Genomic DNA, 20,041 nt, shown 5'->3' with positions numbered 1-20,041 from the left:
GTCTGTCTTCACAAACAACCATCGATGCCCTCCCTTCTCGTCCCGATCAACCCGCCACGCCGCTCACCGACCAAGATTAGGAATCACTCGTCTAGGCGATCACCGCAATCTTGAAGCGCACGGGTGCGGAGCGAACCCAAAGTCGACACGATCCACCCACGGCGAGTAACGAATCACCCACACTCTCCCTTGTCACCCGAGGGGCCCCTTGAGGGTGATCATCGGCGCGTGTCGGTCGCGGGTTCCCGACGCCCGGGACCCGGGCCGCGTCTACCGATCCGGAGGCGTTCGCAGAGGTTGCTCGCCGGGTCGGCGACAATCCCAGCCGAGGGCTGGGGCGACGGACCGCCGCACCCAGCCTTGCGGAAGTCTTGGGAGGGCCGCTGATTGTCATTCACCGCAAGGGCGGTCCATGCAATCACCCTGCGTTCGGCGGGAGCGACGGTCAGTGCCAGGCAATCAGGCACGACCGGATCTTGATTTTGATCTTGGTCCGGTGGCATTGGGGACGCGTGAAACCGCCGAGCCCGACCGCCCCCTACGGCAGCCGGACCCGGCGGAAACTCGGGGAAAGGCGTCCTAGCTGAGCCGTTCCAGCACCATCGCCATGCCCTGGCCGCCGCCGACGCACATCGTCTCCAGGCCGATGCTCTTGTCGTGCCAGTCCAGGGAGTTCAGCAGGGTGCCGGTGATCCGGGCGCCGGTCATGCCGAACGGGTGGCCCACGGCGATCGCTCCGCCGTTGACGTTCAGCTTCTCCAGCGGGATGCCCAGCTCGCGGTACGACGGGATCACCTGGGCCGCGAAGGCCTCGTTGATCTCCACCAGGTCGACGTCGTCGATGGTCATGCCGGCGCGCTTGAGGGCCTGCTTCGACGCCTCGACCGGGCCCAGGCCCATGATCTCCGGGGAGAGGGCCGTGACGCCCGTCGAGACGATCCGGGCCAGCGGGGTGATGCCCAGCTCGCGGGCCTTGGTGTCGCTCATGATGACCACGGCCGCCGCGCCGTCGTTGAGGGGGCAGCAGTTGCCGGCCGTGATCCGGCCGTCGGGGCGGAACACCGGCTTGAGGCCGGCGACCGCCTCCATGGTCACGCCGGGGCGGGGGCCGTCGTCGGCCGAGACGACCTTGCCGTCGGGGGTCGTCACCGGGGTGATCTCGCGCTGCCAGAAGCCGTTTGCGATCGCCTTCTCGGCCAGGTTCTGGCTGCGGACGCCGAACTCGTCCATGTCCTGGCGGCTCACGTCGTACGCCTGGGCCAGGTTTTCCGCGGTGTAGCCCATGCCCAGGTAGATGTCGGGCAGGTGGCCGTCCTCGCGGGGGTCGTGCCAGACGCCGCCGTTCTTGGCGGCCTCGGTGGTGCGGACCCGGGCCTCGGCGAACTTCGGGTTCTCCCAGCCGCCGCCGACCAGCGCCTGGGCCTCCGGCGGCAGGCTGTCCGAGTTGCCCCGGGCGAAGCGGGACACCGTCTCGACGCCGGCCGACAGGAAGATGTCGCCCTCGCCGGCCTTGATCGCGTGGAACGCCATCCGGGTGGTCTGCAGCGAGGAGGAGCAGTACCGGGTGATGGTGGCCCCGGGCAGCCCGTCCAGGCCGAGCAGCGTGGCGACCACCCGGGCCATGTTGAAGCCCTGTTCGCCGCCGGGCAGGCCGCAGCCGAGGTAGAGATCCTCGATGAGGGTGCGGTCGAGCTGGGGCACCTTGCTCAGCGCGGCGTCGATGATGGTCGCGGCGAGGTCGTCGGGGCGCAGGCCCGTCATCGAGCCCTTGAAGGCGCGGCCGATGGGGGAGCGTGCGGTGGCGACGATGACAGCTTCCGGCATGCAGCCAACGTTAACGCGCCGGTAACTTGACGCGGAAGCGCCACTTCGTCACACCAAATTGTCCGACTTATTCCTGGATCGAGCGCCGCCCGGCGGCCTGCGCGGCGTCCAGGACGGCCGGGTAGAGCGCGTGCGCCCAGACCCGGTAGCCGTCCGCCGAGGGGTGGAAACCGTCGTAGCAGAGCGTCCCGGCATCCGCCCGGAAGACCGCGCCGGTCTCGTCGCCGAGGTCGACCACGACGCCGCCGGCGCCGGTCACCGCGGCCGCCTGGGCCCGCGCCACCCGGCGGCCGACCCAGCCGGTGAGCTGCCGCAGCGGCGGCGCGATCGAACGCACCGCGCCGAGATCCGGGCAGGTGCCGACGACCACCTGGACGCCCGCCTCGCGCAGCCGCCGGACGGCGTCGCCGAGGTGGGCCGCCGACTCCTCGGCGCGGCGCAGGCCGGTCGCGTCCTGGGCGCCGATCAGCACCAGGGCCACGTCCGGGCGGTCGCCGAGCAGGGCCCGGGCCACCTGGGTCGCCAGGTCGGTCGACCGTGAGCCGGCCACCCCGACGCTGGAGAGCAGCACGTGCCGTTGGCCGGTCTCCGGGGTGCCCTCGGCGAGCAGCCGGGCGAGCTGGCCGCCGACCGTCTCGGAGAGCCACTCCACGCCGACGCCGATCGCCGCCGAGTCGCCGAGCAGCACCAGCCGCAGCGCGGGCGCCGCGGACGGGCCCATCGAGGTGCGCAGGGCCAGGCCCATGGTGGGCTTCGCGTACCGCCGGGTGCGGGCCGCGATCGCCTCGCCCGCCAGCAGCGCGAAGCCGCCGACGGCCCCGGCGAACAACGTGGTCGCCGTCGCCTTGCCGATCCGTCCCGCCAGGCCCGTCATGTCGCCTCCCTGCCGTGCTACCACTCCGTCAGTCGACGGCCGGTTGATGATCCGCAGGAGTCCAGCCTACGGCGCTCGTGGCCGACCGGCCGGACACGTGGCGAACGGGATCGCCGCCGAACGTGGACGCGGCGCGGTGGCCGAACCACAGCCGCGACTCGCCGAACCAGGGGTGGTGGCGCAACTGCGCCCAGCGACCCGCCGGGCCCCGTTCGTGCCCGTCGACCTTGGCCGGGCTGACCTCGGTGCCGGCCGCCCGGACCGCCTCGTGGGCCGCCTCCGGCAGGCTGCACACGCCGTCGGCCCCGGTGGCCGGCGGGCGGTCGTCCTCGCCCAGCATCGCCATCAGGGTGGGCATCATGACGGCGGCCGCCCGGGCGTAACCCTCGGCCGAGGGATGAAACCGGTCCGAACTGAACATCCGCACCGGGTCCGCCTCGAAGGCCGGGCCGAGCAGGTCGCCGATGGACACCGTCCGGCCGCCGGCCTCGACCACGGCCACGGTCTGCGCGGCCGCCAGCTGCCGGCTCCACCTGCGGGCCAGCCAGCGCAGCGGCGGCTTGATCGGCTTGATCGCGCCGATGTCCGGGCAGGTGCCGACGACCACCTTGCAGCCGACCGAGCGCAGCCGGCGGACGGCGTCGGCCAGGTGCCGCACGGCGGCGTTGCGGGCCGAGACGTGGGTGACGTCGTTGCCGCCGACCAGGATCACGGCGACCTCCGGCTCGTACTCCAGCGCGGCGTCCACCTGATACTGCAGGCCGGAGGACATCGAGCCGACCACGGCCAGCCGGTGCAGGCGTACGGGCCGGCGCAGGCGCCGCGACACGCCGGTGGCGAGCAGGGCGCCCGGGGTCTCGCGGGGACGGTGCACGCCGTACCCGGCCGCGGAGGAGTCACCGAGGATGACCATGCTCAGCGGCTTGCCGGGGAACTTGGGGCCGTACACGCCGTCGCCGCGGGGCGGGGGCGCCTCGGCCATCGGGATGATCCGGCGGGCGTCGGCGGCCTGCCGCAGCAGCACTCCCGCCGAGAGGACGGTCAGACCTGCCGCGGCGCCCGTGACGCCACCCGCGATCTGCCCCGCGAAGCGGAGGCGCTGCCACTCCGCAGCGGTCAACCTGCGCACCTGTCGCACGCTCTCCCTCGCTCTCGCTCGGTGGGAACCTGCCCGTCGGCCGAGATCGAGAAACCGGCCGCCGGCGATGGTGGGGTCTTCGAGGCTAACGCGCTTATGCGACAAGTGTCTGAACCCCGCGCCGAGCGGGCACATATAGCGCGTTGCCGTCATGCTGGTGGGAGCGAAAGGGGACGACATGGCCAAGACATTGCGCCGCACCGCCGCGTTCACGGCGCTGGCGAAGGCGCTCATGACCGGAGCCCGTGGCGGCCCGTCGATCGGTAAGCGGGTGGCCGCGCTGCCCCGGATGATCAAAGCAAGCGCCAAGGGCGAGTACGACGGCGGCATGCGGGTGGCGATGATGGCGGCCGCGACCGCGTACGTGGTGTCGCCCATCGACTTCATCCCCGAGGCGGCCCTGCTGGTCGTGGGGCTGGCCGACGACGCTGTGATGATCGCCTGGCTGGCCGGCTCGGTGCTGAGCGAGACCGCGCGCTTCCTGGAGTGGGAGAAGGAGCGGGCCGCGGTGCTGCCGGGATCCGTCGTGAGCTGAGCCGTAGGCTGGCCTGATCCCAGGTCAGCACCGGAGAAGGGCACAGCGACGTGCGGTACTACGACAATGTCGTCGACATCATCGGGGACACCCCCCTGGTCCGGCTGCGCAGCGTCACCGAGGGCATAGCGGCGACCGTCCTTGCCAAGGTCGAATACTTCAACCCCGGCGGCTCCGTGAAGGACCGCATCGCGCTGCGCATGGTGGAGGACGCCGAGAAGGCCGGCCTGCTCCGCTCCGGCGGCACCATCGTCGAGCCGACCAGCGGCAACACCGGCGTCGGCCTGGCCCTGGTGGCCCAGCTGCGGGGCTACAAGTGCGTCTTCGTCTGCCCGGACAAGGTCAGCGAGGACAAGCAGAACGTGCTGCGGGCGTACGGGGCCGAGGTGGTGGTCTGCCCGACGGCGGTGGCGCCCGAGGACCCGCGCTCCTACTACAACGTCTCGGACCGGCTGGCCCGGGAGATCCCCGGCGCGTGGAAGCCCGACCAGTACAGCAACCCGGCCAACCCGCGCTCGCACTACGAGGAGACCGGCCCGGAGATCTGGAAGCAGACCGAGGGCCGGATCACCCACTTCGTGGCGGGCGTCGGCACCGGCGGCACCATCACCGGCGTCGGCAGATACCTCAAGGAGCAGGGCGCGGTCCGCATCGTCGGCGCCGACCCCGAGGGCTCGGTCTACTCCGGTGGCACCGGCCGGCCCTACCTGGTCGAGGGGGTCGGCGAGGACTTCTGGCCGGAGACCTACGACCGTGGCATCTGCGACGAGGTCATCGAGGTGTCCGACTCGGACTCGTTCGCGATGACCCGGCGGCTGGCCCGCGAGGAGGGCCTGCTGGTCGGCGGCAGCTGCGGCATGGCCGTGGTCGCGGCCCTCGACGTGGCCCGCCGGGCCCGCCCGGAGGACGTGATCGTGGTGCTGCTGCCGGACGGCGGCCGCGGCTACCTGTCGAAGATCTTCAACGACTCCTGGATGGCCCGGTACGGCTTCCTGACCACCGGCGGCGACGAGGCCACGGTGGCGGCGGCGCTGGGCGCCAAGAGCGGCGAGATGCCCCCGCTGGTGCACGTCCACCCGACCGAGACGGTCCGCGACGCGATCGACTACATGCGCGAGTACGGCGTCAGCCAGCTCCCGGTGCTCAAGGCCGAACCGCCGGTCGTCACCGGCGAGGTGGCCGGCTCGATCGCGGAGAAGGCGCTGCTGGACGCGCTGTTCACCGGTCAGGCGCACCTGGCCGACACGATCGAACGGCACATGACCGACCCGCTGCCGATGATCGGCGGCGGCCAGCCGGTGGGCGAGGCGGTGTCGCTGCTGGAGCGTGCGGACGCCGCGATGGTGCTGGTCGACGGCAAGCCCGCGGGCGTGCTGACGCGTCAGGACCTGCTCGCGTACCTCTCCTGAGCGGGGCCGGTCGGGCCCGCTCGCACCCGGCGAGCGGGCCCGGGCACCCGGCCGGTCCTCAGGAGAGCTCCGTCGGCACCGTGACGACGTCCACGAAGGCGTTCTTGCGGAGCACGGTGATCGGCAGATCCCGGCCGATCGCGGGGCCCAGCATGAGCCGTTGCAGGGCCTGCACGGTCTGCACCGGCTCGCCGCCCGCTGTGATCAGGATGTCGCCCAGGTAGATGCCCGCCGTGCCGGCCGGGCTGCCCGGCACCACCTCGACCACCCGCAGCCCCAGCTTCTGCCCCAGCCGCTCGGCGAGCTGTGGCGGCAGCGGCGCCGGGATGCCCGCGACGCCGAGCCAGGCCCGGCGGACCCGGCCGGTGGTCACCAGCTCCGAGATGATCTGCCGGGTGGTGCGGTTGACCGGTACGGCCAGGCCGAGGCCGTAGCCGGCGACCGCGGTGTTCACGCCGACCACCGTGCCGGTGGAGTCGGCCAGCGCGCCGCCGGAGTTGCCCGGGTTGAGCGCCGCGTCGGTCTGGATGACGTTGTCGATGATGCGGACCCGGCGGCCGTCGCGGGCGGGCAGCGAGCGGCCCAGCCCGGACACCACGCCGGCGGTGACCGACCCGGCCAGGCCCATCGGGTTGCCTACCGCCACGACCAGCTGGCCGATCCGCAGGCTGTCGGCGCCGCCGGCGCGCCCGGCTGGTGCACCCGGACGATGGCCAGGTCGGAGAGCGCGTCCGCGCCGACCACGTCGAACTTCGTCTCGGTGCCGTCGGCGAAGGCGGCGGTGCCGCCGCTCGCGTGGGCGACCACATGGGCGTTGGTGAGCAGGAATCCGTCGTCGGTGAAGGTCACGGCCGAGCCGGCGCCGGCCCCGCGGGGAGTGCGGACGGCAAGTGCCGCCACGGACGGCAGCAGACCGGCGGCGACGCCGGTCACGACACGGCTGTAGGCGTCAAGGGCGCCCGTCTCGGCATCCGTGTGTTCGGTATCCATGAAGGCCAGAACAGCGCCCGGGCACCCATCGATGCCGGTACGGCGTCCGCCCACGGCGAACAACGATGGTCACTGATAGTTGCGAAGGTCGCACAGAAAGTCCGACCGGTTTGCGGGGGCGGGGGGTTGTATGAGTGACGAAGGAGCTGCACGAGCCGGACGGAGGGGTGGGGATGGTCATCGTCGACGAGGCTGTACCGGCCGACATCGTGGACCGCCTGCTCTGGCAGGACGCCCAGCAGATGCTCAGGCGGCACGCCGAATCCGGCCACGACGGCAACTGCGTCTGGTGCGGCTGGCGCTGGCCCTGCGCCCCGCGCCGGCTCGGTGAACGGGCCGATCTCGCCTCCCGCCGCCCGTGGCGCGAGGCCTGGACCCTGCGGCACGACCTGAACAGCGTGCGCGCCATGCCCGGCATCCGGACCGGGCTGGAGGACAACCTGACCCGGCGGGAGACGCCGAAGAACGACGAACTGAACAGGGGCTATTTCGACTGAACACCCCCGCGACGACCTCGACGTCGGCAGGGAACTTGACCGTCCCCCGGCAAGAACCGACCTGCATCGGCCCGACGACGTCGTACCGCGGTGATGCCACCGTGCCCCGCCAGCACGCCGGCGTCCCGCACCCGGACCCGCTAGAACCGTCCCGACCGGCACGCCTCCGCCGGTCGGCGCCTCCGGCCAGGCGCCAAGGACGGTTCGGGCGGGCGCGGCAGGCGGGAGTGTGTGACCACAGGTTCCCCCGCATTCACTCGGTCACGCACTCCCGCCCGCCCTCCACCGGCCGGCCGTACCGCAGCTGGGCGACCTGCTCGCCGCCGATCGCCTCGGTCCGTTCGGCGCCGTCCAGGGCCCAGCCGCCGCCCTCGTAGAAGCGCCGGGCGCGGGCGTTCGCCGCGAGCACCCAGAGCACCGCCCGGTCGCCGAGCCGGGCCAGCGCGGGCAGCGCGTCACGCATCAGCGCCCGGCCCACCCCGTGCCCCACGTACGCGGGGTCGGCGTGGATCGCGTACAGCTCGGCGACGCCGTCCTGCTCGCTCGGGCCCAGGTAGGAGAAGCCCGCCAGGGTGTCGCCGTCGACCGCGACCGTCAGCCGGTGCGTCTCGCGCTCCCACGTCCACCGCTCCGCCCACCACTCGCCCAGCGCCTCCGGCGAGCCGTAGGCCAGTGCCGCGGGGGAGAGGATGTCCGCGTACGCGGTGGCCCGGGAGTGGAAGTGCAGGGCGCCGACCGCCCGGAGATCGGCGTCAGTGACGGGCCGCAGATGCACGCTCATCGGACGAACCTAGCCGGGGCGGCACCGGCACCTGCAGCAGATCCTCGGCGAGCACGATCTCACCGTTGAACTCCGCGCGCGCCTCGTCGAGGAACCGGGTGCTGTCCGCGTACCGCTGGGAGAAGTGGGTGAGCACCAGCGTGCGTACCCCCGACTGCCGGGCCACCGACCCGGCCTGGCCCGCCGTCAGGTGGCCGACCTGCGCGGCCATCGCGGCATCCTCGGCCAGGAAGGTCGACTCGATGACCAGCAGGTCGGCGCCCTCGGCGAGGTGGAAGACGTTGTCGCACATGCCGGTGTCCATCACGAAGGCGAACCGCTGGCCGGGCCGGGCCGCGCTGACCTGCTCGAGGGTCACCCGGCCGAGCCGCCCGGTGCGCTGCAGCTCGCCGACCGCCGGCCCGGCGATGCCGTGCGCCGCCAGCAGCGACGGCACCATCCGGTGCCCGTCCGGCTCGGCCAGCCGGTAGCCGTAGGTCTCGATCGAGTGCCGCAGCGGCAGCGCGGTGAGCGCGCCGGCCGAGGTCTCCGTCCGGAAACCATCGCTGACCGGTACGGGCTGGATGTCGGCGACGTCATAGAAGCTGGTGGCGTGCCGGAGCCGGTCGAGGAACTCGCGTCCGCCGGCCGGGTAGTGCAGGTGCACCGGATGCGGGACCTTGTCCAGGGAGATGCGCTGGATGATGCCGGGCAGGCCGAGCGCGTGGTCGCCGTGGAAGTGGGTGATGCAGATCCGGCGCAGCGGGGTCACGGCCAGCCCGGCCAGCAGCATCTGGCGCTGGGTGCCCTCGCCCGGGTCGAAGAGCATGACCTCGTCGTCCCAGCGCAGCAGGTAGCCGTTGTGGTTCCGGTGCCGGGTCGGCACCTGGCTGGCGGTGCCGAGAACGGTCAGCTGGCGCATGGTCACCTCAGACAACGAGTCCAGACATGAAGCGACCCCCGGGGACTTCCGCGCCGTAGCGCGGTCCGGTCGGACTGGGCCGGATCCCCGGGGGTCGGGTGGCTGCCTGATATTCGCCGCACCGCTGCCACACGGTCTCGACGTTTCTTACAGAGCTGTCAAGGACAGCGGCTAGCGGACAGCCACCTCACGAGTCCCGATGCTATGCAACTTCGGACCACCTCCCTTCACGTGTACGGCCACGTTAACCACCGCAGCGGCCGCCGACAACGCTTTTAAGGTCACTAGAGGCGCGGGAATACCTGCGGGGACAGCTCGGTGCCCTCGACGGCCAGCGCGGCCGGGCCGACGATCTGCGGGTCGGGAGTGCCGACGACGCCGGCGTCCTTGTTGTCGTAGTCGAAGCGGTTCAGCACGTGCCGGATCGCCTCCAGCCGGGCCCGCTTCTTGTCGTTGCTCTTGACCACGGTCCACGGGGCGTCGGCGGTGTCGGTGTAGAAGAACATCGCCTCTTTGGCCTCGGTGTACTCGCCCCACTTGTCCAGCGACTCGATATCCATCGGGGAGAGCTTCCACTGGCGTACCGGGTCGACCTGGCGGATCGCGAACCGGGTGCGTTGCTCACCCTGCGACACCGAGAACCAGAACTTGATCAGGTTGATGTTCGAGCGGACCAGCATCCGTTCCAGGTCCGGGGCCTGCCGCATGAACTCCAGGTACTCGGCGCGGGTGCAGAAGCCCATGACCCGTTCCACGCCGGCCCGGTTGTACCAGGAGCGGTCGAAGAGCACGATCTCGCCGGCGGCCGGCAGGTGCTTGATGTAGCGCTGGAAGTACCACTGGTTGCTCTCGCGTTCGTTCGGCTTCTCCAGCGCCACCACGGAGGCGCCGCGCGGGTTCAGGTGCTCCATGAACCGTTTGATCGTGCCGCCCTTGCCGGCGGCGTCGCGGCCCTCGAAGAGGATCACCATCCGCTCGCCGGTGCGCTTGCACCAGTTCTGCAGCTTGAGCAGCTCGATCTGCAGCAGGCGCTTGTCGTGGTCGTAGTCGGCCCGGGCCAGCCGGGAGTCGTACGGGTAGTCCTCCCGCCAGGTGTCCACCGGGCTGCCGTCGGCGTTGAGCAGCACCGGGTCGTCGTCGTCATCGTCCGCGACCCGGTAGCCGCCCAGCTCGGAGATCGGCCCGTGGTACGGCTCGGTGGTCAATTCCTCGTCGAACTGGCGCTCTTCCGGCATGCCGCCGTTGCCCAGCTCCTGGTGCTGATCCGCCTGCATGCCTGGGTTCATACCCCCTGGGGTCGGGCTGACTCAGCCGAGCCAGCTGCGCAGCTTGGCGGCCCGGGATGCGGCGATCACCGGGGGCAGCTCGGCCCGGGTCTGCTCGCCGACCAGTTCCTGGCGGGCCCAGAGCACGCCGTAGCCGAACGCGTCGGGGGCGGAGCCGGCCACCTCGCGCAGGACCTCGCGGGCGACCACGGAATCCTGGTGCGCGCCCAGCACGTCCTGGAGCTCGGTGAGCGCCTTCACCAGCCGCTTGCCCGCCTTGCCGGCGCTCGGGGCGAAGACCTCCACCGCGTACCGGGCGCGCTTGTACGCCTTGCGGGCGTCGTGCAGCTCGGCGTCGACGCCGTCCGCGGTGGCCTCGTCGAGCAGCCGGTCGGCCCGGCGCAGCGCCCTGCGGGCCCGGCGCAGCGCACCCGGGTCGTCCGGCTCCGGGTCGTCGACCAGCGCGTCCATCGCGTCGAGCATGGCGAGGTAGCGGTCGCTGTCCAGGGCCTCGGTCAGCGTCACCCGGCCGCGGGCCACCTGGGCGTCCAGGTGCGCGCGGATGCCCTCGGTCACCTCCGGGAAGTCGGTGGTGCCGGACAGCAGCTTGCCCTCGAGGACCTGGCCGTCGCGGACGTCGCCCAGGCAGGTGGCCAGCCACTTGAGCTCGTCGCTGAGGGCGGCGGCGCGCTGCGGATCGAAGGAGGCCTTGAACGTCTTCAGCGAGCTGCGCAAGCGCCGGGTCGCCACCCGCATCTTGTGGATGGCCTCGGCGTCGCCGGCGCGCACCGCGGAATCCTGCTCCTCGACGGCTTCGCGCTGCTCCCGGGCGTACCGGAGCACGGGGTTGATCTTCCGGGGCCGGCGCTGCGGCGCGGCGAGCCGGTCGCCGAGCGCGCGGGCGAGCTTGGACGGCCCGGCGGCGGCGGTGGCGCCGGCGGCCAGCAGCAGCCCCTCGACGGCGTCGAGCACCTCCGGCCCACCCTCGACCAGCTCGACCTCGAGCTCCTCCCAGCGCTGCTCCCCGGCGTCGGTCTCGGCGCCGACCCGGTCCTGGGCGACCAGCGCGAGGGTGCGGCCCTGCTCGTCCCGCAGGGGCGTCTCGACCCGGTGGGTGCGCAGCCGGGCCACCGCCCGCAGCGGCCGGCTCCGCACGATGGTGCGCACCTCCGCGACCAGCGCGGCGGGCACCTCGTCACCGTCGGTCAGCGGCACCCGGTGCTCGGTCCGGCTGGAAGCCCCGGCGGGCGTCTTGAGGTGCCACCCGGCATCCCCGCCGCCGGTGCGCCGGCGCAGCGTCCGCTTGTTCCGGGCCAGCCGGAGATCGTCCGTATCGAAGTAGGTGGCGTCCAGCTCATGGGTCTCGGCGTCGCCGAGCCCACGCACCCCGGCAGCGCCCTCGAACGGCGGCAGCACGAAACCGGCAGGGACGTCATATTTGCGTTCGGTTTCGGTGGCTGTCTCCATGTCACCAATATGCCCGCTGTGAAGCGGCTCAGCTATCTCTCAGCCGGCGGGAGCAGCATGGTGGGCCGGTCTTTCTGTTGGAGGTGTCGTGAACGAGCCGGAACGACGAAAGGTGTCACTGGCCGGGCTGGGACTGATCGGTGCAGGCGCGGTGCTGGGCCTGGCGCTGGCCGGCCCCGGCACGGCCCAGGACGAATCCGCAGCTCCCGGCCCCGGAGCGAGCGCACCGGCCGAGCCACCGAAGCCGCCTCCCGCCGACGCCTGAGGGTCCGCCGTTCCCAGCGCATTCGGCGCTCGGGCACAGCGTTTTCCCAGAAATCGGCCGCACACTCGGAAACAGGCCCCTGGCGGATCCGGCGCTCGTCCCCCGTGCGAGCGCCGGGTCCCTCAGGCCTGCGAAAGCGCTGCTGTGACCGCCGCCCCGGTCGGAGCAGCGCTTTTTCGCGCCTCATACGCGGACTTGAGCCGGCGGCGTCGGCGGCTTGTTGCTGACGCGGGCGTCACCGTGGCTGCGGAGATACTGGGCCCGGGAGTAGTGCGCGGCGGCGGCACCGAAGTACATCGTCGCGAGCGAGACGTGGAAGCTGTTGTCGGTGAGCGCGTTCCTGGCGGTGGTCGTCTCGGACCAGCGGATCTCCGCATCGGAGGCACTGATCCCCCGGCGCGCACAGCGAATGCGGTTGAGCTCCTTACCGGTCCGCCAGCTCTCGAGCGCGGTCTCGGCCTGCTTCAACATCGCCCGAGCCGTCTCGGCCAGCGACTCGGCAAGCGTCCAGGCGGCGCGCTCCTCCTCGGTGTAAAACCTGGGCATGGTGTACCTCCGTGGTCTACCTCCTGAATTGTCTTCTTGTTCAGTGTGTGAGGGACGTCGGCGGCTGTCGATCTTTTACACCCGTAGGGAGTACAGCAGGTCAACGGCCCGATGAGGCGCTTGACGGGGTGACCCTTGGGTCAGCGCTCTTCGCCGATCGGCGAAACGCTGACGCCGGCGTTGGATGGCTGCGGCGTCGCCGGCCGGTTGGGTGGCCTCGATCAGGACCGTGCGGTGCAGTTCGATGACCCAGCCCCGGTCCAGGCGTTGCGGTCGTCGGGCCGTTCCAGTCTCCCGAGACCGACTGCCAGAAGGGCATGGCGCACCTGTCCCTGGACGGCTTCATCGCCGCGCCGAGCGACGAGCTGTTTCAGAGGTGGCTCGACCAGGAGCGGGCTATTGGTCTGTTGCTGGACGGGCGCAAGCTGTGGAAGTTCCCGTCCGAGTGCACTTCCTGTGTCGTTCAAAGATGGAGAACGGTACGGAGTGCGGCGTCCACGGCCGCAAGTTCGTGTCTGGTGAGATGGCCGACCATCTCACCGAGTCGTTCAGGGTCGACGGCGGCGGTCTGCTCGACCAGGACGTAGGCTGTCTTGCCCTGAATGTCGATCTCTGGGCGAAAGCTGGTCGGTCGCGCGCTGGTGGACGTGGGTGCGACGAGCCATGTCGAGAGCGGCAGGAGATCCGACTGAACTACGACGGCGTAGCGGTTGCCGCGCTGCTCGTGACCGCGCGCATCACGGGGTGCTTTCAGTCGGTGCACGTCACCACGCACGTAGGGAATCCATGTCTGCCAGCACCGCGCGTGCTTCTGCGCGGTCCTCGGGATCAGCGGCCACCGCTTGGGCTTCGGCCCTGATCTGCTCCTCACGCCGGGTGCGCCAGGCGGCGAGAATCGCTTCGCGGATGACCTGCGACCGATCACGATCGCCCGAGGTCAGCTCGGCCAACGCCTGGTCGACAGCATCATCTGCACGGAACGTAATCGTTGACATAAGACAAAGTGTATGACGTTCGTGAGCGGATGGCCAACCACCAGGGGAGCTGGGCCGCCGAACCGAAAGGCCAGCGGCCCTGCCACCGCACGAGGACCGGCGGTCAGGCGTCGCTCTTTGCTACGCCGATCGGGCAGGTCATGCCGTTCGGGCCGTGGTTGCAGTAGCCGCCCGGGTTCTTCGCGTCCGACAGATACTGCTGCTGGTGGTAATCCTCGGCGTCCTCGCGATCCTGACGCGGTCGGCTCAGGCCGCCTGTGCTTGGTGGACGGCCTCGATCGGGTACGTGACCCGGAGGGGCTCATCTGTGCCCTCAAGGAGAACCTCAACCGTCACTTGGCGCCCCGCCCCAGAGCTGTACGCGGCGACTACCTGGCCGTCGACCTCGTCAAGACCCCAAGGGATCGTCACTCGGTCGCCGACGCGGGGAAGTGTCTGCATCTTCTCCTCCTCACCAGGGCGTCGTGCCGAACAGCTGTTGCAGGTGCCTACCTACTTTGGCCAGCCCGTCCAGTGAAGCGCGCCAGCGATGCACGGAGCCGAGTGTCAGAGGCCAGCCGGCTGCCTGTACTTCGCCAATCTTTCGGGCGTCATCGTGAGCCAGACCGTTGCGAGCAGTGTTGAGCAGTCGGAGGCGTTCCTGCCACTGCTGCCCCCTGCTGGGATACGTCTGTCTCAGCTCGGTCCACACGCTCATCCCGAACAACCCGAAGTCGTGCCCAAGCCCTCCTGGCTCTGCGTTACCGCGATCGAGCTTTCGAGCTGTCGTGTACGGGATCCTGATGGCCAGTTGCATGCGAGGGTCAGCTGGGGCCAATGCGATCACCACAGCGCCTGAGGCTTCGTCGTGAAGATCTCGAGCGAAGCCTTGGAACTCAGCCGCAAGCCGCAAGATGAGCGAGTGGTTCAACTCGTCCGTAAGCCATCGGCGTCCGGGCCCCGAACCACCGATCGCAGTATGAGCGGCTCGCAAACGATCAAGGCGAGCCGCTCGTTGCGACCGCCAGTGCAGAAGGGCTGCGGAGGGCATGTCGCGGACGATAGCTACTTGGTGCGACATTTCTGGATCCGTCTGTCACCCGGCCGGGCGCTGTTGCGCCTCAGCCGTCGGTCGTGGCCACACCGATCGGGCAGGTCATCCCGCTCGGTCCGTGGGTGCAGTACCCCTTCGGGTTTTATCATTTGAAAGGTACTGCTGGTGGCAGTCATGGGTGAGGGCACGATGCTGAGGTCACGGCCGACTCAGCTCGTTGCGCCAATAGGCGAACCGCTGACGTAGCCGTTGGATGGCTGGAGCGTCCGCGCCGTAGGGAGCGAACGCGGCATCGGTGATCTGGCCCAGCGCTCCCAGGGTGTCAGCGAACATCGCGCGATCGAATCCAGCATCGGCGGCCTCCGCAAGCTGGAGGAGTTGCTCGCTGGAGTAGCGCCCGCTGGCAAGTACCGCGTCGATGTCGAGAAAATCTCGCGCGAGTGCCCGGCCGTAGAGCGCAGCCATCTTGTTGCCGACAGCGTCGTCCGGATGCAGGACGGGTCCGATGCTCAACGTCACTGGTGAGTGGGCCTCAATGACGAGGTCAGTGACGGCTGGGAAGTCGGCCCGCCGTTGCCAGTCGGTGAACAGGTCGACGTCGCCACTCGGCATAGCCGCCGGCAAGCGCGAGTCCGTAGTCGTTGCCTGCGGCGCGGAGGGCGATCTCGGCGAGCCGCCGGTGGCGTGGATCCATGCCGGAGAACCCTACGCGGCGGCGGGCCTGGATCCGGATCGAGGGAGTTCCGGAAAGCGTTCTTCCCATGCGCGGCGCAACTCGGGTGGTAGCCAGAGCGAGGGCCAGAGCTGAGTGAGGATCACCCGGTCCAGGAACGCGTGAAGGTCGGCCGGCTTGGTGGCCTCGATCAGGACCGTGCGGTACAGGTCGACGATCCGGCCAGGGCTTTCGAGGTCATAGTCGGCTGAGCCGGACCAATCGAGGTGACGCGGCAAGGTGACGACGCCGGCGGTCAGCCCGTGCAACAGCGTGAGGTCGTCCGCGACAACGACCGGCTTTGCGTATCGACGCATGACAGCTCACCTCCTCATTGCCATCGTCGTACGAGACGGGCACCCGATGCGGATGCCCGTCTGTTGCTGAGGTCAGTTGGTCTTGGCGACGCCGATCGGGCGGGTCATGCCGTTCGGGCCGTGGTTGCAGTAGCCGCCCGGGTTCTTCGCGTCCGACAGATACTCAGATACTGCTGGTGGTAGTTCTCGGTCAGGAATCGACCGCTTCGGCGATGTCGCTGATCTTCTGAACGAGCCGCATGGTGCCCGGGATCTCCCGGAAGCCGTGGTGCATGTAGAACCCATGCGCGCCTTGATCGATCGCATCGACAACGACGAACCGGGCGGCGACCGTCCGGGTAGCGATCACGATTCGCTGTAATGCATCCGCGAGCAGGACGCCGCCCAGGCCCTGCTCGTGCAAGGTCTTGTCCAGTGCGAGCCGCGCCAACAGTACGGCGGGGATCTGGGCAGGGTTCCCCCGTCCGAGACTTCGCGGAAGGTCTTCCCGCACGATCAAGTGCGCGGCAATGGTGTAGTACGCGACGACCAGTTCATCACCTGACCAGACGAACGTTCGGCCGGTGCGGCGAGCCTCCGTCGTCAGTGCATGTTGCTGGAGCCAGGTGTCGAGCTCCGGTTTGCTGCTGTCGAAGTAGCCGGTCTTGTGATGCTCGCTCAGTGCTTCGCTGACGAAGGCCACGAGCGTTACCGCCGCTCAACCACATCGGTAGCCCGCCGTGCCGCCTTCTTCAGGGCGGCGTTCGGGCTGGCCGGCGCGTCCAGTGCCTGCATTAGCTCGTCGAAGAACTCGGCTGGTACCACTGTGGCCGCGAGGTGCTCTTGCAGAACGTGGTTGGCGCGCTCCTCTGCCGCCGTCCGGGCAAAGTCCGACGTGCTTTCATGAACCAGTTCCGCCGCCTGTTCAATGCGGCTCTTCGCCTCCGGACGCAGCCGGAACTCGAAGCGAGCGGATGCTGCGATGCTCATGTCACTCCCCTCCCGTGTACGGACGAGTGTACGTACGCGGGAGGTTGAGCACCACTGCCGTTCGGCCGGTAGCGCCAGTTCATGCGGCCAGCGTCAGTTGGCCCGCGCCACCCCGATGGGGCAGGTCATCCCGTTCGGGCCGTGGTTGCAGTACCCGTTGGGGTTTCTGTCACTTGAAAGGTACTGCTGGTGGCAATAGTTACCGCAAGACCATCCAGCGGATGCGCTAGGAGCCGGATTTGTTGAGCAGTGTTGCCCGCCAGCTGGCGAAACGATCGCGCATCGCGGACAGCTGGCCGGTCGGAAGGCCATACATGTCGAAGTCGGTATCGGTGATATCTACCAACACGCCCAGCGCTTCCGCGAAGCGGATCCGGTCGAAGCCGGAGTCTGCAGCCTCAGCTAATTCAAGCAAGCGTTCCCTGGTATACAGACCAGACCCGATCGCGACGTCCACGTCGAGAAAGTCCCGGGCCGCCGCCCGCCCGTAGAGCGCGCACATCTTGTTGGCAACAGCGTCATCCGGATGCAGCACCGGGCCTACCTTCAGCAGCACCGGCGGATGAGCCCGCCAGTCGGCAGAGAGTTCGAGCTTGTCAGGCTCGGCTCCGGTGCCGTCGCTCAGCAGTAAGCGCGCGAAGGTGTCGTTGCGGATGACCTCGGCGACGTCAAATCCCTCACTCGCAAGGGCATCCACTACCGCGTCGACAGCACGCGGAAAGTCCGCCCGCATCTGCCAGTAAGTGAAGAGATCGAATTCGCCGCTGGGTCGATTTCCCATCCCGTGTGCGCTGACGGCATAGCTGCCGGCGAGTGCGAACCCGTAGCGCCCGCCCGCGCCAAGGGCGATCTCAGCGACTCTCCGGTGCCTCGGATCCATCCTTAAGCCGCTGACCTGCGCCGTAGTTCGGCCAGCTCGGGGAAACGGGCTTCCCAAGCATCACGAATCGCGATCGGCAGCCACATCGTGGGCCAGAGCCGGACGAGCGTGTCCCGTTCGAGATAGGTGTGTAGATCCGACGGCGCCGCCGCGTCGTTGATCACCGCACGGTAGAGATCTGTGATCCGGCCCGGCTGGCTGAGGTCGTACTGCGGATTGCCCGACCATTTGAGGTGCCGAGGCAGGTTCACCACGCCGATAACGGGGCCGCCGAGCAGGTCCAGGCGGTCAGGCACGACGACGGGCTTGGCATACCGACGTTGCGGCTGTTCTTGCATCGTCATCGTGCCCCCTTCCCCCTGCAACCTTAGTCGGCCGTGTTGGCGACACCGGTCGGGCAGGTCATCCCGTTCGGCCCATGAGTGCAGTACCCGTTCGGGTTTTTATCACTTGAAAGGTACTGCTGGTGGTAGTCCTCCGCGTAGTGATACGCCCCCAGCGGCGCGATCTCCGTGGTGATCTGCCCCCGTCCGGCCTTCGTCACCACCGGCTGGAAGGCCTCCACCGTTGTCATCGCCGCTGCGGCCTGCGATGCCGTCGTCGTATAGATCGCCGACCGGTACTGCGTCCCCACGTCGTTTCCCTGCCGCATCCCCTGCGTCGGGTCGTGGTTCTCCCAGAATGCCTTCAGCAGCTGCTCGTAGCTGATCTTCGCCGGGTCGTAGACCACCTGCACCACCTCGGCGTGGCCGGTGCGGCCCGAGCAGACGTCCTCGTACGTCGGGTCCGGCGTTGTGCCGCCCGCGTAGCCGACGGAGGTCGAGTGCACGCCGGGCAGCTGCCAGAAGATGCGCTCGGCGCCCCAGAAGCAGCCCATGCCGAACACCGCCGTCTCGAAGCCGGCCGGCCAGGGGCCCTTCAGGGGTGTGCCGAGCACCGTGTGCGTCTCCGCCAGCTCGATCTTCTTGTACCGCAGGAACACGGTGACTCCCTTCATCCGACTTCTGCAACGCCGGAGGGGAGCCGATCCTTACCCGAGCGCTGTGGCGATGCGGTCGGCGTACGACTGGGTTTCCTCTTCGGAGGAGTATTTGGTGCGGGGCCAGAAGAAACCGCGCAGCCCGTCGCCTTTTGTCCGCGGGACCACGTGAGCGTGCAGGTGGGGCACCGACTGTGACACCACGTTGTTCATCGCCACGAAGGTTCCCTGGGCGCCGAGGGCCTCCGGGACCGCCGTCGCGACGCGTTGGACCAGCGTGAAGTAGCCCGGCAGCAGGGTTGCCGGCAGGTCGGTCAGCTGGGTCACGTGGGGGCGTGGCACCACCAGGACGTGGCCCTTGAAGACCGGGCGGATGTCCAGGAAACCGATGCCGTCCGGGGTGTCCACTACGCGGAACGCGGGAACGGTGCCCGCCACGATCGAACAGAAGAGGCAGTCGGGCATCAGCGCAGACTAGCCTTGCCGTTCATGACGGGTAACACGTACGGCTTCGACACTCTGGCCATCCACGCCGGGCAGGACCCGGATCCGCGGACCGGTGCGGTGGTGCCGCCGATCTATCAGACGAGCACGTACGCGCAGGACGCGGTCGGCGCGCCGCGGCTGGGGTACGAGTACAGCCGCTCGGGCAACCCGACCCGGGATGCCCTGCAGGAGTGCCTCGCCGCGATCGAGGGCGGCCGGCGCGGGCTGGCCTTCGCCAGTGGGCTCGCCGCCGAGGACACCCTGTTGCGGGCGGTGTGCCGGCCCGGTGACCACGTGGTGATCCCGGACGACGCGTACGGCGGCACGTACCGGCTGTTCGCCAAGGTCGCCGAGAACTGGGGCCTGGACTGGACCGCCGTGCCGCTGAACGACCTGGACAAGGTGCGCGCCGCGTTCCGGCCCGGGCACACCCGGCTGATCTGGGCCGAGACGCCCACCAACCCGCTGCTGAACATCGCCGACATCACCGCGCTCGGCACGCTGGCGCACGAGTACGACGCGATGCTCGCCGTGGACAACACCTTCGCCTCGCCGTACCTGCAGCAGCCGCTGGCGCTCGGGGCTGACGTGGTGATCCACTCCACCACCAAGTACCTGGGCGGGCACTCCGACGTGGTCGGCGGCGCGCTGGTCACGGCCGGCGACGAGCTCGGCGACCAGCTCGCCTTCCATCAGAACGCGATGGGCGCGGTCAACGGCCCGTTCGACGCCTGGCTGACTCTGCGCGGCATCAAGACCCTCGGGGTGCGGATGGACCGGCACTGCGACAACGCCGAGCGCATCGTCACCTACCTGCAGGAGCACGAGGCCGTCGGCCAGGTGCTCTACCCGGGGCTGGAGTCGCATCCCGGACACGAGACCGCCGCCAAGCAGATGTCGCGGTTCGGCGGGATGGTCTCGTTCCGCGCGGCGGGCGGCCCGGAGCAGGCGATCAACATCTGCAACCGGACAAAACTGTTCGTGCTGGCGGAGTCGCTGGGCGGCGTCGAGTCGCTGATCGAGCACCCGGGACAGATGACACACCTGTCCGCCGCGGGCTCACCGCTTGAAGTCCCCGCCGATCTCGTGCGACTGTCTGTCGGCATCGAAACCGTTGACGATCTGCTCGCGGATCTGGAGCAGGCGCTCGGCTAGGTCTAGACAGACAGACGGAGACG

23 protein-coding genes and 5 pseudogenes are annotated in these 20,041 nt (G+C 69.6%); 5 read left to right on the top strand and 23 right to left on the bottom strand.

Going from position 1 to position 20,041, the window contains the following annotated elements:
- Window positions 1–579 precede the first annotated feature (579 nt).
- The 3 genes from ACIBQZ_RS11060 to ACIBQZ_RS11050 all read right to left on the bottom strand — a co-directional run bounded on the left by ACIBQZ_RS11060 (window position 580) and on the right by ACIBQZ_RS11050 (window position 3,818).
- A complete protein-coding gene (locus ACIBQZ_RS11060; RefSeq protein ID WP_396088384.1) occupies window positions 580–1,824 on the bottom strand; it encodes an acetyl-CoA C-acetyltransferase in 1,245 nt (414 codons plus the stop codon).
- A gap of 67 nt (window positions 1,825–1,891) precedes the next feature.
- Window positions 1,892–2,698: an SGNH/GDSL hydrolase family protein gene (locus tag ACIBQZ_RS11055; protein WP_396088383.1), complete on the bottom strand. Its 807-nt coding sequence runs from the start codon at window positions 2,696–2,698 to the stop codon at window positions 1,892–1,894.
- A 28-nt stretch (window positions 2,699–2,726) separates the two neighbouring features.
- On the bottom strand, window positions 2,727–3,818 hold the full coding sequence (locus ACIBQZ_RS11050; protein ID WP_396088382.1) for an SGNH/GDSL hydrolase family protein: 1,092 nt from the start codon (window positions 3,816–3,818) through the stop codon (window positions 2,727–2,729).
- Window positions 3,819–4,014: 196 nt separating this feature from the next.
- On the opposite strand from ACIBQZ_RS11050, the gene ACIBQZ_RS11045 reads away from it, so the two are divergent.
- Window positions 4,015–4,371 carry a YkvA family protein gene (locus ACIBQZ_RS11045; protein ID WP_396088381.1) on the top strand — a complete coding sequence of 119 codons (357 nt, stop codon included), beginning with the start codon at window positions 4,015–4,017 and terminating at the stop codon, window positions 4,369–4,371.
- Between the two features lie 50 nt (window positions 4,372–4,421).
- A complete protein-coding gene (locus tag ACIBQZ_RS11040; RefSeq protein ID WP_396088380.1) occupies window positions 4,422–5,780 on the top strand; it encodes a cystathionine beta-synthase in 1,359 nt (452 codons plus the stop codon).
- Between the two features lie 58 nt (window positions 5,781–5,838).
- On the opposite strand, the gene ACIBQZ_RS11035 is transcribed toward ACIBQZ_RS11040, so the two are convergent.
- Window positions 5,839–6,036 (bottom strand): PDZ domain-containing protein, encoded by a 198-nt coding sequence (locus ACIBQZ_RS11035; RefSeq protein ID WP_396088399.1) that lies wholly within the window; start codon window positions 6,034–6,036, stop codon window positions 5,839–5,841.
- 225 nt (window positions 6,037–6,261) lie between these two features.
- Window positions 6,262–6,770, bottom strand: a pseudogene (locus ACIBQZ_RS11030) (S1C family serine protease); the annotation flags it as partial.
- Between the two features lie 134 nt (window positions 6,771–6,904).
- On the opposite strand from ACIBQZ_RS11030, the gene ACIBQZ_RS11025 reads away from it, so the two are divergent.
- Entirely contained in the window at window positions 6,905–7,267 is a 363-nt protein-coding gene (locus ACIBQZ_RS11025; RefSeq protein WP_396088379.1) for a hypothetical protein, read from the top strand.
- A 253-nt stretch (window positions 7,268–7,520) separates the two neighbouring features.
- On the opposite strand, the gene ACIBQZ_RS11020 is transcribed toward ACIBQZ_RS11025, so the two are convergent.
- The 4 genes from ACIBQZ_RS11020 to ACIBQZ_RS11005 all read right to left on the bottom strand — a co-directional run bounded on the left by ACIBQZ_RS11020 (window position 7,521) and on the right by ACIBQZ_RS11005 (window position 11,681).
- Window positions 7,521–8,048, bottom strand: coding sequence for a GNAT family N-acetyltransferase (locus ACIBQZ_RS11020; RefSeq protein ID WP_396088378.1), 528 nt, complete (start codon window positions 8,046–8,048; stop codon window positions 7,521–7,523).
- Window positions 8,020–8,949, bottom strand: coding sequence for a ribonuclease Z (locus ACIBQZ_RS11015; protein ID WP_396088377.1), 930 nt, complete (start codon window positions 8,947–8,949; stop codon window positions 8,020–8,022). Before ACIBQZ_RS11015 ends, ACIBQZ_RS11020 begins: the two co-directional genes overlap by 29 nt.
- A gap of 284 nt (window positions 8,950–9,233) precedes the next feature.
- Window positions 9,234–10,223, bottom strand: a complete 990-nt coding sequence (gene ppk2, locus ACIBQZ_RS11010; RefSeq protein ID WP_396088376.1) for a polyphosphate kinase 2 — start codon at window positions 10,221–10,223, stop codon at window positions 9,234–9,236.
- Between the two features lie 33 nt (window positions 10,224–10,256).
- A complete protein-coding gene (locus tag ACIBQZ_RS11005; RefSeq protein ID WP_396088375.1) occupies window positions 10,257–11,681 on the bottom strand; it encodes a CHAD domain-containing protein in 1,425 nt (474 codons plus the stop codon).
- Window positions 11,682–11,769: 88 nt separating this feature from the next.
- Here ACIBQZ_RS11005 and ACIBQZ_RS11000 point away from each other — a divergent pair, with 88 nt between their 5' ends.
- A complete protein-coding gene (locus tag ACIBQZ_RS11000) occupies window positions 11,770–11,946 on the top strand; it encodes a hypothetical protein (protein WP_396088374.1) in 177 nt (58 codons plus the stop codon).
- Window positions 11,947–12,129: 183 nt separating this feature from the next.
- Here the strand turns inward: ACIBQZ_RS11000 and ACIBQZ_RS10995 are convergent, their stop codons facing one another.
- The 14 genes and pseudogenes from ACIBQZ_RS10995 to ACIBQZ_RS10930 all read right to left on the bottom strand — a co-directional run bounded on the left by ACIBQZ_RS10995 (window position 12,130) and on the right by ACIBQZ_RS10930 (window position 18,842).
- The gene (locus ACIBQZ_RS10995; RefSeq protein WP_396088373.1) at window positions 12,130–12,492 is read right to left on the bottom strand and encodes a hypothetical protein; all 363 of its coding nucleotides are present in this window, start codon (window positions 12,490–12,492) and stop codon (window positions 12,130–12,132) included.
- A 463-nt stretch (window positions 12,493–12,955) separates the two neighbouring features.
- Window positions 12,956–13,267 carry a type II toxin-antitoxin system PemK/MazF family toxin gene (locus ACIBQZ_RS10990; RefSeq protein WP_396088372.1) on the bottom strand — a complete coding sequence of 104 codons (312 nt, stop codon included), beginning with the start codon at window positions 13,265–13,267 and terminating at the stop codon, window positions 12,956–12,958.
- Window positions 13,257–13,487: a hypothetical protein gene (locus tag ACIBQZ_RS10985; protein ID WP_396088371.1), complete on the bottom strand. Its 231-nt coding sequence runs from the start codon at window positions 13,485–13,487 to the stop codon at window positions 13,257–13,259. The genes ACIBQZ_RS10990 and ACIBQZ_RS10985 overlap by 11 nt, the downstream gene beginning before the upstream one ends.
- A gap of 103 nt (window positions 13,488–13,590) precedes the next feature.
- Window positions 13,591–13,728: pseudogene (locus ACIBQZ_RS10980) on the bottom strand (peptide-methionine (S)-S-oxide reductase); the annotation flags it as partial.
- 859 nt (window positions 13,729–14,587) lie between these two features.
- Window positions 14,588–14,694, bottom strand: a pseudogene (locus ACIBQZ_RS10975) (peptide-methionine (S)-S-oxide reductase); the annotation flags it as partial.
- 24 nt (window positions 14,695–14,718) lie between these two features.
- Window positions 14,719–15,214: pseudogene (locus tag ACIBQZ_RS10970) on the bottom strand (hypothetical protein).
- A gap of 11 nt (window positions 15,215–15,225) precedes the next feature.
- On the bottom strand, window positions 15,226–15,549 hold the full coding sequence (locus tag ACIBQZ_RS10965; protein WP_396088370.1) for a hypothetical protein: 324 nt from the start codon (window positions 15,547–15,549) through the stop codon (window positions 15,226–15,228).
- A 190-nt stretch (window positions 15,550–15,739) separates the two neighbouring features.
- Entirely contained in the window at window positions 15,740–16,231 is a 492-nt protein-coding gene (locus ACIBQZ_RS10960) for a GNAT family N-acetyltransferase (protein ID WP_396088369.1), read from the bottom strand.
- A gap of 5 nt (window positions 16,232–16,236) precedes the next feature.
- Window positions 16,237–16,518, bottom strand: coding sequence for a DUF1778 domain-containing protein (locus ACIBQZ_RS10955; RefSeq protein WP_396088368.1), 282 nt, complete (start codon window positions 16,516–16,518; stop codon window positions 16,237–16,239).
- A gap of 93 nt (window positions 16,519–16,611) precedes the next feature.
- Window positions 16,612–16,710, bottom strand: a pseudogene (locus ACIBQZ_RS10950) (peptide-methionine (S)-S-oxide reductase); the annotation flags it as partial.
- Between the two features lie 34 nt (window positions 16,711–16,744).
- Window positions 16,745–17,398, bottom strand: coding sequence for a nucleotidyl transferase AbiEii/AbiGii toxin family protein (locus ACIBQZ_RS10945; RefSeq protein ID WP_396088367.1), 654 nt, complete (start codon window positions 17,396–17,398; stop codon window positions 16,745–16,747).
- Window positions 17,399–17,400: 2 nt separating this feature from the next.
- Window positions 17,401–17,742, bottom strand: a complete 342-nt coding sequence (locus ACIBQZ_RS10940) for a hypothetical protein (RefSeq protein WP_396088366.1) — start codon at window positions 17,740–17,742, stop codon at window positions 17,401–17,403.
- A gap of 23 nt (window positions 17,743–17,765) precedes the next feature.
- Entirely contained in the window at window positions 17,766–18,395 is a 630-nt protein-coding gene (gene msrA / locus ACIBQZ_RS10935; protein WP_396088365.1) for a peptide-methionine (S)-S-oxide reductase MsrA, read from the bottom strand.
- A 33-nt stretch (window positions 18,396–18,428) separates the two neighbouring features.
- Window positions 18,429–18,842, bottom strand: coding sequence for an HIT family protein (locus ACIBQZ_RS10930; RefSeq protein WP_396088364.1), 414 nt, complete (start codon window positions 18,840–18,842; stop codon window positions 18,429–18,431).
- 24 nt (window positions 18,843–18,866) lie between these two features.
- On the opposite strand from ACIBQZ_RS10930, the gene ACIBQZ_RS10925 reads away from it, so the two are divergent.
- Entirely contained in the window at window positions 18,867–20,018 is a 1,152-nt protein-coding gene (locus tag ACIBQZ_RS10925) for a cystathionine gamma-synthase (RefSeq protein ID WP_396088363.1), read from the top strand.
- Window positions 20,019–20,041 lie beyond the last annotated feature (23 nt).

This window comes from Actinoplanes sp. NPDC049599 (assembly GCF_044465625.1).
Taxonomy (GTDB): Bacteria; Actinomycetota; Actinomycetes; order Mycobacteriales; family Micromonosporaceae; genus Actinoplanes.
The sequence above is the reverse complement of the archived record's forward strand: the minus strand, read 5'-3'. Positions and strand labels throughout refer to the sequence as shown.

What these genes read in the sequence shown, in the direction of transcription:
- ACIBQZ_RS11060 (WP_396088384.1), bottom strand. Translation starts at nt 1,824, where the DNA reads ATGCCGGAAGCTGTCATCGTCGCCACCGCACGCTCCCCCATCGGCCGC.
- ACIBQZ_RS11055 (WP_396088383.1), bottom strand. Translation starts at nt 2,698, where the DNA reads ATGACGGGCCTGGCGGGACGGATCGGCAAGGCGACGGCGACCACGTTG.
- ACIBQZ_RS11045 (WP_396088381.1), top strand. Translation starts at nt 4,015, where the DNA reads ATGGCCAAGACATTGCGCCGCACCGCCGCGTTCACGGCGCTGGCGAAG.
- ACIBQZ_RS11020 (WP_396088378.1), bottom strand. Translation starts at nt 8,048, where the DNA reads ATGAGCGTGCATCTGCGGCCCGTCACTGACGCCGATCTCCGGGCGGTC.
- ACIBQZ_RS11015 (WP_396088377.1), bottom strand. Translation starts at nt 8,949, where the DNA reads ATGCGCCAGCTGACCGTTCTCGGCACCGCCAGCCAGGTGCCGACCCGG.
- ppk2 (WP_396088376.1), bottom strand. Translation starts at nt 10,223, where the DNA reads ATGCAGGCGGATCAGCACCAGGAGCTGGGCAACGGCGGCATGCCGGAA.
- ACIBQZ_RS11005 (WP_396088375.1), bottom strand. Translation starts at nt 11,681, where the DNA reads ATGGAGACAGCCACCGAAACCGAACGCAAATATGACGTCCCTGCCGGT.
- ACIBQZ_RS10995 (WP_396088373.1), bottom strand. Translation starts at nt 12,492, where the DNA reads ATGCCCAGGTTTTACACCGAGGAGGAGCGCGCCGCCTGGACGCTTGCC.
- ACIBQZ_RS10985 (WP_396088371.1), bottom strand. Translation starts at nt 13,487, where the DNA reads ATGTCAACGATTACGTTCCGTGCAGATGATGCTGTCGACCAGGCGTTG.
- ACIBQZ_RS10965 (WP_396088370.1), bottom strand. Translation starts at nt 15,549, where the DNA reads ATGCGTCGATACGCAAAGCCGGTCGTTGTCGCGGACGACCTCACGCTG.
- ACIBQZ_RS10955 (WP_396088368.1), bottom strand. Translation starts at nt 16,518, where the DNA reads ATGAGCATCGCAGCATCCGCTCGCTTCGAGTTCCGGCTGCGTCCGGAG.
- ACIBQZ_RS10945 (WP_396088367.1), bottom strand. Translation starts at nt 17,398, where the DNA reads ATGGATCCGAGGCACCGGAGAGTCGCTGAGATCGCCCTTGGCGCGGGC.
- ACIBQZ_RS10940 (WP_396088366.1), bottom strand. Translation starts at nt 17,742, where the DNA reads ATGACGATGCAAGAACAGCCGCAACGTCGGTATGCCAAGCCCGTCGTC.
- msrA (WP_396088365.1), bottom strand. Translation starts at nt 18,395, where the DNA reads ATGAAGGGAGTCACCGTGTTCCTGCGGTACAAGAAGATCGAGCTGGCG.
- ACIBQZ_RS10930 (WP_396088364.1), bottom strand. Translation starts at nt 18,842, where the DNA reads ATGCCCGACTGCCTCTTCTGTTCGATCGTGGCGGGCACCGTTCCCGCG.
- ACIBQZ_RS10925 (WP_396088363.1), top strand. Translation starts at nt 18,867, where the DNA reads ATGACGGGTAACACGTACGGCTTCGACACTCTGGCCATCCACGCCGGG.